Below are 14,988 nucleotides of genomic sequence, written 5' to 3'. Positions count from 1 at the left end.
CTCGCCCCGTGTCCACAGCAACGACCCGGACACGGACCAGTCACATGATCGGCCGGACAAGACCTAGCCGGTCAGCGCGCCCAGCGCCGCGTGTCGGACCGTCCGGGAGTGCACCCGAATGCCACGGCCGCCCCGTGGAAGAGACCTCCAGTGACGTGGCACCTGCCAAACCGATGCCGACCGCACCGACCGCCGACGCCGCCCTGCCACCCGGCTGGGCCGCGGAGCCGAAGTGAAGGGGATGGCGACCGCCGCCGGCATGGGCCTGGTCTCACTGGGTGCCGCGGGCGGCCTCATCGCGAACCGCCGCAAACCTGCCATGGCTGCCGCGGATCAGTCCCAGACCTAGACCAGGATCGGTATGCGTCAGGAGTCACCACGTACGAGCGGACGGAGGACATACCGATGAGCCTTGGCAGTCGTCTCGGTCAGCGCCTGCTGCGTCTTCCCCCGCTACGACATTCGATTCGGGCTACAGCGCGCGTGGTGGAAGATCCGCCAGGACTTCAGGCGGGCCACGCCCCGTTCGACCGGTGCCCGTACTGCCGAGACCGCGCGGTTGACGGTGTTCTGGGTTGGCGACAGGTCGCGACCGGGTGGGCGTCTGACCGGTGTGGTGCCCCACGGTCCGGCGCCGATGTAGGCGCGGTCGGCAAGGATCGGGACGCCTTGGCGTTCGCAGAACCGGATGATCCGGTGGGTGCGGGACGCGGTCGGGTCATGGGTCCGGCCCGGCAGGGCGGGCGAGATCCACAGCAGGCGTCCGGTCAGATCGGTGACCACCTGGACGTTCACGCCGTGGCGGCGGTGCTTGGCGAAGTAGTCCGCCCGGCCGTCGCCGAGGCGGTCGCATGCGGCGAGGGTGCCGCCGAGCAGGACGAAGTCCGGGTCGGCTTCACGCAGGACCTTGAGCAGGCCAGGTGCCCGCACCGCGAGCAGGTCGACCACGGTGTGGGTGTAGGCGTGGGCGGTGCCCACCGAGATGCCGAAGCCGGCGGCGATCTGCGCGAGGGTGTCGTGCTTGCGCAGGTACACCAAGGCGACCAGCGCGCGCGGCAAGTCGAGTGCGGCAGGATGGGCCACCAACGAGGCTCCTGTGCCGATGAGTTGAGACTTCGAACACCTCCCCAAACGGCACAGGAGCCCCGTGCGTTGCGGGTCACTCCGCCGTGAGGCAACGGCTTGTCACACACTCTGACGCGGCGGCACTTCTGCCACCGACTGCGGGGTGTGTGACAGGCTCGACAGCTCATTGGATCAGGTCGGTGTGCGGATGCTCGGGAGAGGTCGGGCAGACGTAGATCTGCATGTTGTCGGTGCTGCCGACTTCGACCTTGGTCGGCTGCGAGGGGTCCTGGCCACAGCAATGACCGGCGGGTCCAACGCATGCAGCCTCGGCCACAGCGACAGCAAGCCTGCCTATGTGACAACCAGCGTGCTTCGGCTCAGCCATCACTCGATCAGTGGCCGCTCTGAAAAAGCTCACTGCGATGAGGACAGTCGCCTCGTAGCGGACCGCGAGCTTGTCGTATCGCGTGGCGACGGCGCGGTGCCTCTGAGGCGGTTGATCCCGCACTCGACCGCGTGGCGCTCGCGATAGTCGGCCGGGGCGAAATGCGGTGGCCGTCCGCCGCGAGAGCCGGTTTTCGGCGGTTGCGCGCCTGATCGACCTCGTCGGGGATGAAGGTGGAGGGTGTGCAGAGCATGGCGTGGGCGGTCGACCTGATGGGGCAGGACCGCAACCCCACCCGCCACATCAAGGGCGACGGCCACGACGCCACCTACGACGAAGGAGAATGACCCGCCGTGGGAGACATCGACGACGCCCTCGAACGCGCCGGACGCGAGACATTCACCAAGGAACCGCCGAAGACACTCAAGGGGCAGATCGGCTACCTGATGCGGCAGCTCGTAAGCACCCGGGCCGTCAGGGCGCGCCGGCAGCCGCTGGTCTGCAAGCGCCGGCGCAAGGCAGCCGCCACGGCCACCGGCATCACCATCGAGACCCGCGCCAGGTTCGGCTACCGCTCCCCCGCCGGCACCACCGACGACGGACGCTTCCGCCGCCTCACCGTCCACCTGCCTCCCGAGTACGCTCAGCGGCTCTTCGACGGCCGCGAGGCCGGGGCCGGCTTTAGTGGTCGTAGGCGCTCAGTGCGCGCATGACCGGCCGGCCGCGCATGAACCTGGCTCCACTCATCAGGCCCCCTTGGAATCGATCATCCAGGGAACCGGGAGGCGCTCTCCCGGCGGACCGCCGAGATCAACCCGCCGGGCCGCTCCTCGCGCTGCGGCGGGGTGCTGATCGGACGGCCGTAGGCGGCAGCGCGCTCGCGCAGGGTGTGGCTGTCGGCCTCCCAGCCGTGCCCGGCCAGCCAGCCCACCGGGTCGTCGGACATCTCCGAGACCCACATGGACGCCGCCGATCCCGGCGCGGCGTCCGCGCCGAAGCGCTCGATCACGCCGCGCGAGCCCAATGTCAGCCCCATACGACTGCCTGCCGCCGACTGCATGCTGATCCGGGCCAGCAATAGCTCCACCGCGTCCTCGGGCAGATAGATCAGTAGTCCTTCGGCGATCCACGCGGTCGGCACGGCCGCGTCGTGCCCTGCGGCGGCCAGCGCGCCTGGCCAGTCCTCACGCAGATCCACCGCGACGGTGATCCGCTCGCAGCGTGCGACGGCCCGTTCCTGGCGCAGCACCGAAGCCTTGAAGTCCAGTGGCGCGGCGGTGTCGACCTCGAACAGCCGGGTGCCCTCGGGCCAGTCCATCCGGAAGGCCCGGCTGTCCATGCCGGCGCCGAGCAGCACGACCTGCCGGACCCCGGACGCGGAGGCCTGCTGCAACAGGTCGTCGAGGAACTTCGTCCTGATGACGATGGAGAACGCCACGGCCGGCCGACGGCGTCGCGCGGCCTCGTCATCGGGCAGCGGCGACGAGGAGGGCCACAAGCCGCCGGCGGTGGCGAAGGCCTGTGCCAGTGGGTCGCGGAACAGCGCGTTCTCCCGCTCGGTCTCCAGCGCCCGCACCCTGGCCACCCCCACCGCCGTGGCCCACACCCCCGACGGCTGCACCCACTCCTGCTCATCAGTCACCGCGCCAGCCTAGGAGATTGATTCCAGGAGCCTGATGCGGGGAGCCAGCTTCATGCGCGGCCAGCCAGTCATGCGCGCACTGACCGCCTACGACCACTCAATCCACCCACCATTGGGCGAAGACCAACAGTCACCCTGTGTACGCGACCACACGAAGTGGACCAGAGCCGGATCACATGTACGTCGAGCGAATCCGACAGCACTCGCCGAGCTCCCTGGTGGAGCTGATCGCCCTACCAGCGCGTCCCTCCCGATCCCCCGCGACCTGAGGAAGCAGAACCTTGGCATGTACGGCCCGTGGGCGCTCGGGGATGCGCCGCCGTGCCCTCGGGCGAGGGCAGGCGGACGACCCGCCCCCGGCACCGTGAACCGGTAAAGGCGGCCGTACCCGGGCCGGCGGCGCGGTACGATCCCGCTCGGCAAGACGCGTACGCCGCCCGCCGACACCAGCGCCCACGCCGCCAGGTGGTCGATGACCTCGTCCGCACCCGCGGCCGTGACGCGCCGGCCACCACGGCCAGCTCGCAGTTGGCCGCTCGGGCAGCTTCCAGCTCCGCGTCCCTCTTCGCCAACCGCGCCGACAGCTCGGTGTTCACCTGTTCCAGGCGGGAGACCTGGCGCTGAAGCTCTTCCTGGTCAGCGGGGGCACCGAGTCCCGACTCCCGCCACGTCTGCTCGCCCATCAGCTCGGACAATCGTCGCTCCAGGCGCCGGGTCTGGGTGACAAGCCGAGTGTTGCGGGCGTGCGCGTTGGCGAGGTCAGCCTGGAGCGAGGCGAGGCTGGCCGAGGGCCCGACTCCGGGGTCCGAGGCAGAAAGTGCCCGTTCGGCGGCGTGGATGAGGGCGAGCAGGTCGCGGTGACGATAGAGGAAGGTGCGGTCGACGCCGGCCTGCCGGGCGATGCCGCTCACGCTGATCGTCGTGCCGGTGCGGGTGGCATGCTGTATGGCGGGGCCTGGCGCGCGTCCCTACATCTTCGGCCTTTGAATGATCCAGCGGACCCTTGAACATACCGGCGCCGCTCGGCCCGCCATTCCGACAGCACCGGCTCGATCAACGCCCAGCGGGCATCGGACAGGTCACTTGGATACGCACGGCGTTTGGTCATGACCAGGTGATACCGCCGGACAGAGGGCGTGCGCCCAGGCGTCTGTCCCGGCGTTGGAAGCACGGACCAGGTGGCCTCGTCAGAAAGTGCTCCTGCCGCAACCTTTGCGACGGCCACATTGTGAAGTCCCGCTTGATGGCCACTCCACTTGAGTAGCCGTACTCAGGCGTGTGGCTGTCCGCCCGCTTCAGTATGGTGAGCATGTTGAAGTGGATCCTGGACATTGGCCTGGCGGTCCTGTTGGCAGGGCTCGAAGTGGCGGCGCTGGTTGCCTTCTTGTTCGTCGAAGGCATGAAGAAGTGGGCTGTCAAGGGAGGGCCGGTTCCCGGTGAGACGAGTCGGCTCTTCCTGGTCCTGGGCGTGGGGTCGACTTGCTCGGCGCTGATCAGCTACGGCTTCTCTTGGGCTGATCTGCCGGTGGCCTGCGTGTCTCAGGCGGTCTTGGCAGTGCTGCTGATCCTGGGTGCAGGAACCGAGTGCGGCATGCGCATCAGCAGATACCGATTACGGCGCCGTCTTCGCCGAAAACGTCGTCGCTGGCACGAGTCCCAGCGCGAAGGCGGTGGAAATACATCGGCTCCGGTCCGCCGGTGCTGGCGGCGGCGGTGATCCCTCGTCACTGAACCGACCATGCGGCGGACGTCCTGGGATGAGACAGGCGTAAGGCGCGTTCCGCCTCTCGGGTCACCCCACACGACCCATGCCCTGCATCCGACTCGTCAGCCCCGCCACGACGACACCCACACGCCGAGGAATACGGTGGAATATTCACTTCAAGGACGAAAACGACCTCTCAGCTTGAGTTTTAACTTGTTGCTGGGGCCTCGTCCCAACGAAAACAGGCGCACTCTTGATCGATGTGGAGGAGGAACTCCGCAACGGGTCCCGACGGTGACTGCAGGGTCAGGGCACCTTCGATGAGGTCGTAGACGACGTCGAACCGTTCGAACTCCCCTGCCTCGACGAGGGCATTGATCTCGTCGAACCAGGGCTTGAACTGGCTGAAAGCAGGCTCCGCGGAGAAGCGCCCGCGCTGCCAGGGCATACCCGGCTCGTCGACGTAAATTGTGCCAACGAGAGTGCTGCCGCTCAGGAGTCGCCACTCGTCGTGCCGATCCGTCATCCTGGCTCCATGGGGCGGTTCCTACGACCCTCGCACAAGGCCGTGCCCAGCATCGCTTGCCCGGCTCGCAGAGGTTACGGAACACCTGCGCAACGGCACCGCGCCGGGGTGGAGTTCCGAAACCCCTCCCGCCCTGGGCCCTCGCCCGCCCGTCAAGGCGCTGAACTGCGCCGCAGCGGAAGCGCCCCTACCAGCGAAGTTAAAGCTCAAGCTCAGAGGGTGTTTCCTCCTAATGTTTAGCCTCTTGATGTCCCGATTCGGCGGGTTCTAGGTGCCGCGCCATGTAGGGGTGGATTCGTGAGTGAGGCGACGAGTCATGAGGTTGATCATCGCGACGTAGATCATGGCTTCGGAGCGGTGGGGTTTGGCTTCGTAGTCGCGGGCGAGACGGCGGTGATTCATCAGCCAACCGAGCGTGCGCTCGACGGTCCGACGGCGAGGCAGGACGGCAAATCCCCTGGTGGCGGGGGCGCGTCGGACGAAGTGCATGTCGATGCCGAGGGTTGCGGCGTGCTCAACGAGGTGCTGGCGGTAGCCGCCGTCGACCCAGGTCTTGCGGACGGCGGGGCGCTTGGCGGCGACCTTGTCGATAAGGGCCTGGCCGGCGATCGAGTCCTGCACGCCGGCCGCGGTGACCAGAACCTCGAGGAGCAGGCCGACCGTGTCGATCACGATGCTCCACTCGCGGCCCACGATCTTCTTGCCGGCGTCGATGCCCTGGCCGGCCGCGGGGACGTTGGTAGAGGTCTTGATGCTCTGGGAGTCAATGACGCACGCACTCGGTTCCTCCTCCCGGCCTTCCTTCCGGCGCACTTGACGCCTCAGCAGGCTGTTGAGCTGGTCGAATACGCCTTCCTCCTGCCATCGGGCGAAGTAGGCGTAGACGGTGTTCCAGTGCGGGTAGTCGTGCGGGAGGTAGCGCCAGGGGATCCCGGTGCGGTTCACGTAGAGGACTGCGTCCAGGAGACTGCGCAGGTCATGGTTGGGCGGTCGGCCGATGTCCAGCCCGCGGCCGCGGCGTTCGGCCCGCCATGCGGTCAGGACTGGCTCGACCAACTCCCAGCGGGCATCGGACAGATCACTCGGATAGCGACGACGCTCAGCCATGATTCTGGAGTACCGGCCAGCTGCCGGCCTGGCCCAGGAACGCGCACCAGGCGCGCGAGGCGAACGGTGTACGACGGCGCATCCCGGGATGAAACAGGAGGAGTGCGGGCGAGACCACGGGGTCATCACCCCTCAGGACCCGCCAGCACCTCCAGGATCACTGGCCTCATCACAGCCAGACCACATACCAGTTAAGAACGCACTAAAAGTGATGTAAACGCCCCCTCGGAAGCTGTTTCACATCCGGTGATCTGTGACGTTCTGTGTTGGGCAGTGGGATACGTCTGGGCTCGCACCCCAATGCGCCCTCCCGCTGAAGGCGCGGCGGTGCCAGAGTGAGCGGCATGGGTAAACGTCGTAGGCACCCGCCGTTCCCGACGGAGAAGGGCTCGGGAACCCCACCATCCGTTGCCGCGGCGGCGCCACGGGACAAAGCCCTGGCAGTCCGGGATGAGCTGGCCAGTCGGCTCATCCGGGAGCTTGCGGATTGGTGTACCTGGGAGGCTTACCGCGAACGGTATTTGTGGGGCGAGTACAACGACGGCATCACGGCTCCTGACCCGTGCGAGTTGCGCCTGGTCGACATCGCTGTGCCCACTGCCTTGCAGCATCCGTCCGTGGCTGGACTGCTGTAGGAGCTCGGCGAGTACGCCACTGAATACGCTGCGGGAGATCCATCTGCTGTGAACGCGGTGGCGGTGTACGAGTCCTGGGCACCACAGCAGCCGCGGCGGGTGGTCCGAGTCCATGGCGGCTGGTGGAGTCTGGTCACACGGTACCCACGCGCCAACCTCGACGAGGTCGGGCCTGCGGTCGTGCTCATGGACGGCATCGTCGACGTGCATGACATCACTCCCGCATCCGCCCTGCCTGGTTATCTAGAGACGATCATGGCTGCCGCTCCGGGCAGAGGCCGCCGGGTCCCGGATGATCCGAACGCCTGGTTCGCGTGAGACGGATCGGAGGGGTCGGCCAGCACTTGGTTCACGGCCGGCCAAATGGTGGGCTGCCCGAGATAAGCGCAAGACGGTGGGGGCCAGTCGGATCGCCTGTGGCTGCTGCATCCGGATGCGTATGGGCTTGGGCTTGGCGGCTGTTTTTCGCCGGTTCGACGGGGTGTGGCGCGGTGGCCGGGGAGGTCGGGTAAGCCGGCGGACCATCAGGGTAATGGAGGTCCAGGTGATGTGGGCCTCGCTGTGGGAGATGAGCCGCTGGTAGTCCCGCACGTTTCTCCTGGCTCTCATGATCCACGAGATCGCCCGCTCGACACGCCATCGCTTCGCCAGGACGGCGAAGCCGTCCTGGTCCTTGCGGCGGGACACCTGCGGCAGCACCCGATGGCGCAGCCGGCGCGCCTGCTCGGTAATCCGCCGGTTGACGCGTCGCGGGGTCAGGTCAGGCGCTGGGCAGCCGGTCCGGGACGGTGAGCTCAAGTCGGGAAACCGCGGCGGATCTCCCGGGCGAGGCTGAAGATGGTCAGCAGGCGCAGGGTGTGGGGGAGTTCGCGGGCGAAGAGGCGGGCGTCGGAGACGAGGTTGAAGTAGACGAGGACCTTCTTCAGCCCGTGTTCGGTCATGGCGCGCAGGACCGCGAGGTGCAGGGCGGTGGTGCGCAGCGCGCCGTCCGCCTCACCGCTGTCGCCAGGAGTGGTGCCGGAGGCGGGCAGGTTGAGGCGGTGGCGCAGGTCGGTGTCGGTGAGGGTTGGTACCACGATGCGGTAGTCCGCCGCCCGGCCGTCCTCGACAGCCTGGGCCAGCGGGTACTCAAAGACCTTCTTGGCGTAGACGGCCTCGTTGTCCATGGAGTTGGCGAACGCCTCCGCGTCCGTGGCGGGGGCGGCGGGGCGGGTGCGGCGGGGGCGGGTGGTGTCGGCGGACTCGGCCAGTTCCGGCGCGGCGAAGATGCGGGGGGGGGTGGCGGTCATGTAGAGGCGGCGTTCCGCGTGGATGCGCGTGGCGTCGTTGACGGCGGCCCACTTCTTGTCGGTGCGGCCGGCGATCCGGTGTGCCTCGTCCATGATCGCCAGGTCGAACGGCGGTACCGCGTACCCGGTGTTCTGGGTTTCCTCGATCTTGTTCAGGGAGTCGTAGGTGCAGATCACCGTCAACGCGGGGATCTGGTCGTCGCCCTCCCCCACCACCGACATCAGGCCGCCCAGTGCGTGCGGGTCGGTGGTCGACATGACACGGGCGGCGACGAGGCCGTCGTGTCCGCTCGCGTCGAGGGAGGAGACGATCACCATGTGCTCGCTGTGGCCGTCGCGGCGCCAGGCCAGCGCCGTCTGGACCGCCAGGTCCAGGGTAGGCACCACGAACAGCAGCAGCCGGGCGTCGAGTTCGTCCGCCGTCCGGATGGACACCAGCGTCTTGCCGGTGCCCGTCGCCGACACGAACAGGCCCCGCGTTCCGAGGCGCCGCAGATGCCGGGCCAGCCGCTGGACGGCCTCGGTCTGGTCGGGAAAAAGCCGCGCGCGCTCGGGGTGGCCGGGGCGCGGCAGTTCCACCACAGTCATGACAGCTCTTTCTCGATCCCGAAAGGACGGCCTCCGGGCGGCGGCCCGGAGCCGGAAAGACGGTGCGGCCTGTCGCGCGCTTGTCCGAGCGTGTGGCAGCACGGCGACGATGGCCTGGGTGAGTCAGTGACTCCAGTAGTCGCGTCGGGGCAGTTCGACCCACATGTCGGGAGGTCCGGCCACGGCGCGCCTGTCGTTCAGGCGCAGTTCTGCGAAGGCGCAGGCGTAGGCGACGGCGCTGTGCTGGTAGAGGTACGAGGCCAGCACCTCCCCGGGGCTGTCGTTCTCGTGCGGTCCTCCGCCGGGGTGCAGGTCTGAGCCCTCGATGGTTCCATGACGGGCGATGCTGCCCTGGTTGCCGCTCTTGGGATTGGCGTACAGGCCGTAGCAGACCGCGCCGGCGGACAACCGGGCCAGCACGCCCGGCATGCTCGGCGCGTATCCCCAGGGCTGGGTGACGACGCAGCCGCCCGGCACCGACGTCACGCCGATAATCTGCAGGCTCTCGTCCATGTCGTACGCGTAGGGATCTTCCAGCAGTTCATCGATGACTTCGCCGTCCACCGGTGTCGCCTGAAGACGGCGCACCGCCTCGGCCGCGTCAATGCCGGCCACGCAGGCCAGGCCAGTGCCGTCGTAGTCGAATGCGCCCAGTGCCGTGGTGAGCCGGTCGGCCTCCTGCGCTGCCGCACGCTCGGTGTCGGTCAGGGCTACCCCGTCCGGCATTGGGAACAGGCCCGGCGTCGGTCCGGCGAGGCTCAGCCGCCCCGGTGACCAGCCGCCGAGCGACAGCCGCCAGGGATCGGCCCCGGCAGCGGCGAGGGCTCGTGCGTTGTCCGGCTTCCTGGAAACGACGGCCTCCCACAGCGCCGTCACACCGTCCTCCAGGGCGTCCACATCAGCGACCCTGCCGGCCAGCTCCGCGACGACCTCCCGGGACCCGAACACCGCTGCGCGATGCAACGGTCGGCCCCCGCTCCATCTCTCCGGATCAGCGCCTTCGTCGAGACGCCGGCGAATGTCGCCGACATCCGTCCAGTCCCAGCCCATGCCGGCCCAGCCGTCGCTCTGCACTGTCATCGATCCCCCTCCACCATGTCGCAGGCTCTCGCACCCACACGCGCACCCGGGTCCGACATCGGACCGACCAGCGCGATCAGCGTCGATGACGCGAACGCCGCGCCCAAGGTTCGCAGGCACACGGTCAGGGCACCTCCGATCGAGCACCCTACCACCCGCGTACGCAAGATGTACGTGAAAAGCACGCTCTCCGTACGCGATACGTACGTTTCATGGGGTAGAGTGAGAGCGGAGGTGTCCCATGTCCGAGCTGTTCGACGCGGTCGACGCGCTGGTCGCGTCCCGCTCCCCGCTGCCGCCACCGGCGGAGCGCAAGCGGCTGCGCCAGGCCCATGCCCTGACCCTGGACGAGGTGGCCGCCGCCCTCGACGTACGGCGGGCCACCGTCAGCGGCTGGGAGTCGGGCAAGGCCGAGCCGCGGCCGCCGGAGCGGGAGGCCTACGCACGCCTGCTCAAGCAGCTCGCGCAGCTCTATCCCGCCCCCGAACCCACCGGCGCACCGCCGGACGACGCCCCGGTGGCGGAGACGTTCAGCGGACCGGCGCCCACAGTGGATGCGCCCGCGGGCGGGGTGCCCGAGGCTGCGGCCAGGGACACGCCCGAGACGACCCCGCCCCCGTCTGCGTCCCCCGCCGCGGCGGGTGCTGCGGCCACCGCGCCGCGTGCGGCCCGTGCCGCCCGGCCCTCACCGGCCTCGCGCCGCCCGGGCGCGCAGAAGGCCGCCCCGGCCGCCCCTCCCGCCCCCGGCAGTACGTACGCGCACGGTCCGCTGCTCGTCCTCGACGCGGACGCCGAGCGGCAGGTGACCGGGTACGGCGTCGGCGGCCTGATCCTGGACGTGCCCGCCAAGTCACTGCCCGCGCTGGTGGAGTGGACGCTGACCGAAGCACAGCTGGGGACGGAGAAGCTGCACGGCTCGGGCAAGGACGCCGACCCGCTGCTGGTCCTCACCGAAGCCGCGTGCGAGCGCTACGGCCTGCCCGCCGTCCTGTCGGAGGCCGAGCGCCTCGCCGGGCGGCTGCCGGAGGGACACAAGGCCATCAGGCAGCTTGAGCGCGCGGACTGGCAGCTGACCAAGCGGGGGCTGGGGCCATGGGCGCGGATCTACCGACCCGCCCAGGGCGGCCGCCGGCAGTGCGTGCAGCTGTGCATCCCCTCCTGGCGTGCCCTCGACGGCCGCGCCTGGGGACACGCCGCCCAGCTGGAGCCCGCAGAACTCGCCCGGGTACTGGGGTGTACGCGGCCCGGGTGATGACGCCGGTCGGCTCCACCGCGGTGACGGGACTGCAGCTGATGACCACCCTCAATCCGCCGACCCGCGCGAGCGAGCCGGACGAGAACGGCAGACGGCACCGCGAGCACCGGCCCGGCTCGCTGGGAACGGAGCCGATGGACCCCGCGCCGTGCGAGGCGACCGATGGGCACCCCGTCCTGGCGCACCTGCCCCGCTTCCACGTGCGCGGGCCCGGCGAGAGGCTGTTCGAGGAGGCCTACGACTGGGCGCGGGATCTGACCGATGCCGAGTGCATGCAGCGGCACCTGGTCGGCCTGGATGTGAACCTTGCCTTCGGTGCGGCTGCCAACGGCGCCGTCGTCGGCCTGGCCACACGGCCCGTGCACGTCACCGGTCCGGTCTTCGACGCAGCGGTGCCCGGCTCCTGGCTGGTCGACCTCTCCCACGTCGACCTGTCCCGGGTGAAGGTCGGCAAGCAGTGGCGCGACCTCGACGCCGCGCTGATGCCCAGCCCGTTCACGCCGACCGGCGAACGCCCGACCGGTCCGGCCTGGTACGCCACGCCCACCGTGGCGTACGCCGTCGAGCTCGGCTACGACGTCGCGCCCGTGGAGGCCTGGGTACGCCGTGAGAGCGGCCGGTTCCTGGACGGCTGGTACAAGCGGCTGCGCGATGCCTACGTCGCCACCATGGCGGACCTCGGCGTCGCGGAGAAGCTGTCCCCCCACCAGTTCCTGGAGGCGATGGACGGATACAAGAGCCGTGATCCGGAGCTGGGAATCGTCGTGGACGCGGTCAAGATGACCGTGAAGGGCGGCATCGGCAGGGGAAGGCCCGCGGCGGCGGCTGGAAGCCGGGACAGGTCCGGCCCGCTCTCGCCCGCCCGACCTGGCGCCCGGACATCCGCGCCACCGTCATCTCCCGGGCCCGCATCAACATGCACCGCAAGACGCTCCACCTGGCAGCGGCCACCGGACAGTATCCGGTCGCGGTCCTCTCCGACTGCGCCGTGTACGCCGCAGACGGCCCCAGCCCCCTGGACGTCCTTCCCTACGGCGCCGACGGCAAGACCGTGCCGGGCAGCTTCCGGCTGGGAGTGTCGCCCGGGATGGTCAAGCACGAGGGCACCCAGAGCGTGCTGTGGGGGGCGGACGTCCTCGAGCAGCTCACCGCCGACGGCAAGACCGCCAACCTCGCCCGCTACATCAAGACCGGTGAGGTCACCGCCAAGGACACCGGAGAGCAGGAGGGGTCGAGACGATGGTCACGGTCGAGGAAGAGCTCGACAAGGCGGTGCAGGGGGCGTTCACGCGCCCCGTTCCCAAGTCCGCGGGGGCGCAGATGCGTTACCTGGTCCGGCAGCACCAGCGCAGTACCCGGCGCGTGGCGGAGCTATTGGGAATGCCGGGGGTCGTGGGTCGGCGATGGGTCGGAATTCCGCGCGTCGCGGCTCGCCTCCACGTCAACTGCCCGCTTAGGACATTCCGGAAGCGGCGCCACCGGTTCCCGGCTTCCGCCCGGTGGCGGGGACGGGGTCGTTTGTCAGTGCTGGCGACCATGATGGGCACGGGCATGCGGAGGCGTACCGGCTCGGGGAGGGATCGGTGCAGGGATGCCTCGCGGTTGCGGACCGCGCCGTGTCGAAAGCCAGTATCGAACGCAACGGCGAGCTGAAACCTCACCCTGCTGTCACGACGGAAGCCGTCACAGCGGCAGATCCCGCGCCTGGACCTGTCCCGGCAGCAGTGGGAACAACTACCGCACCTGCAAAGAACCGCGGCAGAAGATCCCGTGGGCTGCATCCCCTGGATCGTTCCGCCGGGAACCGTCGTGCAGCGTCGCCAGCTCCACGACGTGTACGGCGGGAACCGGTCCGGCAACGGCGGCTCCAGCGGCACCACCCCGAACACCTTCCTGTTCGTACGGACAGCGCCCGACAGGCAGCCGGCCCCCTCTTGGGACGGCGACGTCCTTCGTGTGCCGGGGTGTCTGCAGGACGGCGACTACGTCAGCCGGGACAATCAGATGCTGATCCATCACCTGCGGCGCGGACTGCCTCTGCGGGTCCTCGAGCAGCGCAAGCAGCTGTGCCGGTATCTCGGCGAGTTCACCGTGGACCAGGAGACACCCGCCGCATCATGGGTCCGCACCGGCGTGCGCAAGCCAGTGGGCCGCTCGACCCACGCAACGCTGGAGGTCCAGTTCCCGCTGCTTCGCCTGCACCAGCTCAGTGGCGGCCCGTGCTTCGACAGCTCCGCCCCGGCCTTCGAGCAGGCTCCTCGCATGGATTTGGAGCTTGTGCTTTCGGGTGCCCCGCGGCCGCCGCAGGCCCGAGGTGGCGCGCGCACGGCAGCCAAGGGGTCCGCGGACACCGAGGAGGGCCGTCGCAGCCTCAAGCGCCTGCTGGGAATCGTCCAGCGCGCGCCCAGGCCCTGGACGCGCTCGACGCCCTGGACGACGCGCATGCTCTCGCCGCGCTTTTGCAGCTCGCGCAGCGCAGGGCGGGCCTGACGGCACTGCGACAGGTGGCCGAAGACCCGCACGCTTCGGAACACGACCTTCAGAGGGCTTTGCAGGGGCAGTTCTGGATTTTCGGGGGGCAGTTCGCCGGCGAGGCCGCACGGCGCAGGCTGGTGCCCGGCGACGAGTTGGACATCCCGCTGATCCGCGGTGACGGCACGCTGCAGATCGTGGAGATCAAACGCTCGATGGCCCTGCGCGGACCACTGGTGAAGCGGCACCGCGGAAGCTGGGTACCCAGTGCACAGATCCATGACGCAGTGGGCCAGGCTCTCAACTACCTCGTGAACCTCGACGAGCACCGGCTGCGCATCCGCGATCAGTTCGCTCTGGAGACGCGGCGAGCACGCGCTCTCGTCCTCATCGGCCATCCGGCCGCGCAGCCCGGGGTCCCGGAGGGCACGATCAATGAGGTGCTGCGCACGATCAACACCCACCTGGGCCGCATCGAGGTACTGACCTACAAGGAGCTCCTGGACAGCGCCGAGCGCTCACTCGGGGCTCATGGAATGGCTCACGGCATCTAGCCGTGCAGCAGGGGTGCGGGTCGTTCAGGCTTGTGGGCCTGTCGGGCCCACTCACCGCGGGCGCCAGACTTCCAGCAGCCCTCCCCACCGCGCGTGAGGTCCGCAGCTAAGCGCTGCGGCCGGAGTGACTCCGGCCGCAGCGCCCGTGATCATCGTCCTAACGCCAGGCGGCGTACTGGGCACGGGAGTGCTGCTTTGCGCGCTGCAGAGCTGCCTGCCAGGCCGGCCAGGTGTGTTCGGGCTGGGCGCATGCCTGGAGAAAGGCGGTGAGGTATGCGGGGTGTGGCAGTCGTTTGCCGCCCAGGATGTCGCTGCTGGTACTGGGGGCGAGCAGGTCACCAAGAGCAGCCTTCTCCGCTCGCTGACGCAGCTCCCGCAGGGTGGGTTCCCCGCAGTCGGTGTGGATCCTCCTCATAGCGTTGAGTAGTTGGTCCGGGGTGGTGATGAACTCCGGCTTCGTGCCGGCGTCCGGCCGGGGCGGCAGGGTTCCGGCCGCCTTGCGCCACAGGCGCTGGGCCGTTGCGAGGTCGCCACGGCAGACGGTGGTGAACGCCATCACCAGGGCCCAGCGCACAGGGCGCCCGCTTACTGCCCGAGCGAAGCTTGCGTGACTGTAGGGCTCCGCGGTGCTGTTGTGAATACGTGCCGATACCGACGCCATCCTGCGGAAGCTCAGCCCGCG

At 69.2% G+C, this 14,988-nt stretch carries 11 protein-coding genes and 5 pseudogenes; 7 read left to right on the top strand and 9 right to left on the bottom strand.

Annotation, left to right across the window (positions count from 1 at the left end):
- Positions 1 to 453: 453 nt before the first annotated feature.
- Both G9272_RS43280 and G9272_RS46525 read right to left on the bottom strand, forming a co-directional pair.
- Positions 454 to 1,086, bottom strand: coding sequence for a transposase family protein (locus G9272_RS43280; RefSeq protein WP_437184352.1), 633 nt, complete (start codon positions 1,084 to 1,086; stop codon positions 454 to 456).
- A 400-nt stretch (positions 1,087 to 1,486) separates the two neighbouring features.
- Positions 1,487 to 1,682 (bottom strand): annotated as a pseudogene (locus G9272_RS46525) (IS5 family transposase); the annotation flags it as partial.
- A 124-nt stretch (positions 1,683 to 1,806) separates the two neighbouring features.
- On the opposite strand from G9272_RS46525, the pseudogene tpg reads away from it, so the two are divergent.
- Positions 1,807 to 2,133: pseudogene (gene tpg / locus G9272_RS43275) on the top strand (telomere-protecting terminal protein Tpg); the annotation flags it as partial.
- A gap of 86 nt (positions 2,134 to 2,219) precedes the next feature.
- On the opposite strand, the gene G9272_RS43270 reads toward tpg, so the two are convergent.
- Complete coding sequence (locus G9272_RS43270) at positions 2,220 to 3,095, bottom strand: SAM-dependent methyltransferase (RefSeq protein WP_301272166.1); 876 nt, start codon at positions 3,093 to 3,095, stop codon at positions 2,220 to 2,222.
- A gap of 1,018 nt (positions 3,096 to 4,113) precedes the next feature.
- Positions 4,114 to 4,203 (bottom strand): annotated as a pseudogene (locus tag G9272_RS46520) (IS5 family transposase); the annotation flags it as partial.
- A gap of 201 nt (positions 4,204 to 4,404) precedes the next feature.
- On the opposite strand from G9272_RS46520, the gene G9272_RS43265 reads away from it, so the two are divergent.
- Positions 4,405 to 4,812 (top strand): hypothetical protein, encoded by a 408-nt coding sequence (locus tag G9272_RS43265; RefSeq protein ID WP_171401649.1) that lies wholly within the window; start codon positions 4,405 to 4,407, stop codon positions 4,810 to 4,812.
- A gap of 196 nt (positions 4,813 to 5,008) precedes the next feature.
- Here the strand turns inward: G9272_RS43265 and G9272_RS43260 are convergent, their stop codons facing one another.
- Positions 5,009 to 5,326: a hypothetical protein gene (locus G9272_RS43260; protein WP_171401648.1), complete on the bottom strand. Its 318-nt coding sequence runs from the start codon at positions 5,324 to 5,326 to the stop codon at positions 5,009 to 5,011.
- Positions 5,327 to 5,593: 267 nt separating this feature from the next.
- Positions 5,594 to 6,433 carry an IS5 family transposase gene (locus G9272_RS43255; protein ID WP_171401647.1) on the bottom strand — a complete coding sequence of 280 codons (840 nt, stop codon included), beginning with the start codon at positions 6,431 to 6,433 and terminating at the stop codon, positions 5,594 to 5,596.
- Between the two features lie 821 nt (positions 6,434 to 7,254).
- On the opposite strand from G9272_RS43255, the gene G9272_RS46005 reads away from it, so the two are divergent.
- Positions 7,255 to 7,386, top strand: a complete 132-nt coding sequence (locus G9272_RS46005; RefSeq protein ID WP_301272180.1) for a hypothetical protein — start codon at positions 7,255 to 7,257, stop codon at positions 7,384 to 7,386.
- A gap of 476 nt (positions 7,387 to 7,862) precedes the next feature.
- Here the strand turns inward: G9272_RS46005 and G9272_RS43245 are convergent, their stop codons facing one another.
- Entirely contained in the window at positions 7,863 to 8,945 is a 1,083-nt protein-coding gene (locus tag G9272_RS43245) for a DEAD/DEAH box helicase family protein (protein ID WP_253268123.1), read from the bottom strand.
- 123 nt (positions 8,946 to 9,068) lie between these two features.
- Entirely contained in the window at positions 9,069 to 10,025 is a 957-nt protein-coding gene (locus G9272_RS43240) for an ankyrin repeat domain-containing protein (RefSeq protein WP_171401645.1), read from the bottom strand.
- A gap of 241 nt (positions 10,026 to 10,266) precedes the next feature.
- Here G9272_RS43240 and tap point away from each other — a divergent pair.
- From tap to G9272_RS45715, 4 genes and pseudogenes are all read left to right on the top strand, one after another.
- Positions 10,267 to 12,502, top strand: a pseudogene (gene tap, locus G9272_RS43235) (telomere-associated protein Tap); the annotation flags it as partial.
- A gap of 17 nt (positions 12,503 to 12,519) precedes the next feature.
- Positions 12,520 to 12,690, top strand: a pseudogene (locus G9272_RS45725) (telomere-protecting terminal protein Tpg); the annotation flags it as partial.
- Positions 12,691 to 13,050: 360 nt separating this feature from the next.
- Positions 13,051 to 13,770 carry a hypothetical protein gene (locus G9272_RS45720; RefSeq protein WP_253268122.1) on the top strand — a complete coding sequence of 240 codons (720 nt, stop codon included), beginning with the start codon at positions 13,051 to 13,053 and terminating at the stop codon, positions 13,768 to 13,770.
- A gap of 14 nt (positions 13,771 to 13,784) precedes the next feature.
- Complete coding sequence (locus G9272_RS45715; protein ID WP_253268121.1) at positions 13,785 to 14,306, top strand: Shedu anti-phage system protein SduA domain-containing protein; 522 nt, start codon at positions 13,785 to 13,787, stop codon at positions 14,304 to 14,306.
- Between the two features lie 157 nt (positions 14,307 to 14,463).
- On the opposite strand, the gene G9272_RS43225 is transcribed toward G9272_RS45715, so the two are convergent.
- A complete protein-coding gene (locus tag G9272_RS43225; RefSeq protein ID WP_171401643.1) occupies positions 14,464 to 14,880 on the bottom strand; it encodes a hypothetical protein in 417 nt (138 codons plus the stop codon).
- Positions 14,881 to 14,988 lie beyond the last annotated feature (108 nt).

The sequence above is a fragment of the Streptomyces asoensis genome (assembly GCF_013085465.1).
GTDB classification, from domain to species: Bacteria; Actinomycetota; Actinomycetes; order Streptomycetales; family Streptomycetaceae; genus Streptomyces; species Streptomyces cacaoi_A.
Note: the sequence above shows the minus strand (reverse complement) of the source record. Positions and strands in the feature narration are given on the sequence as shown.

What these genes read in the sequence shown, in the direction of transcription:
- G9272_RS43265 (WP_171401649.1), top strand. Translation starts at nt 4,405, where the DNA reads ATGTTGAAGTGGATCCTGGACATTGGCCTGGCGGTCCTGTTGGCAGGG.
- G9272_RS43260 (WP_171401648.1), bottom strand. Translation starts at nt 5,326, where the DNA reads ATGACGGATCGGCACGACGAGTGGCGACTCCTGAGCGGCAGCACTCTC.
- G9272_RS43255 (WP_171401647.1), bottom strand. Translation starts at nt 6,433, where the DNA reads ATGGCTGAGCGTCGTCGCTATCCGAGTGATCTGTCCGATGCCCGCTGG.
- G9272_RS46005 (WP_301272180.1), top strand. Translation starts at nt 7,255, where the DNA reads ATGGACGGCATCGTCGACGTGCATGACATCACTCCCGCATCCGCCCTG.
- G9272_RS43245 (WP_253268123.1), bottom strand. Translation starts at nt 8,945, where the DNA reads ATGACTGTGGTGGAACTGCCGCGCCCCGGCCACCCCGAGCGCGCGCGG.
- G9272_RS43240 (WP_171401645.1), bottom strand. Translation starts at nt 10,025, where the DNA reads ATGACAGTGCAGAGCGACGGCTGGGCCGGCATGGGCTGGGACTGGACG.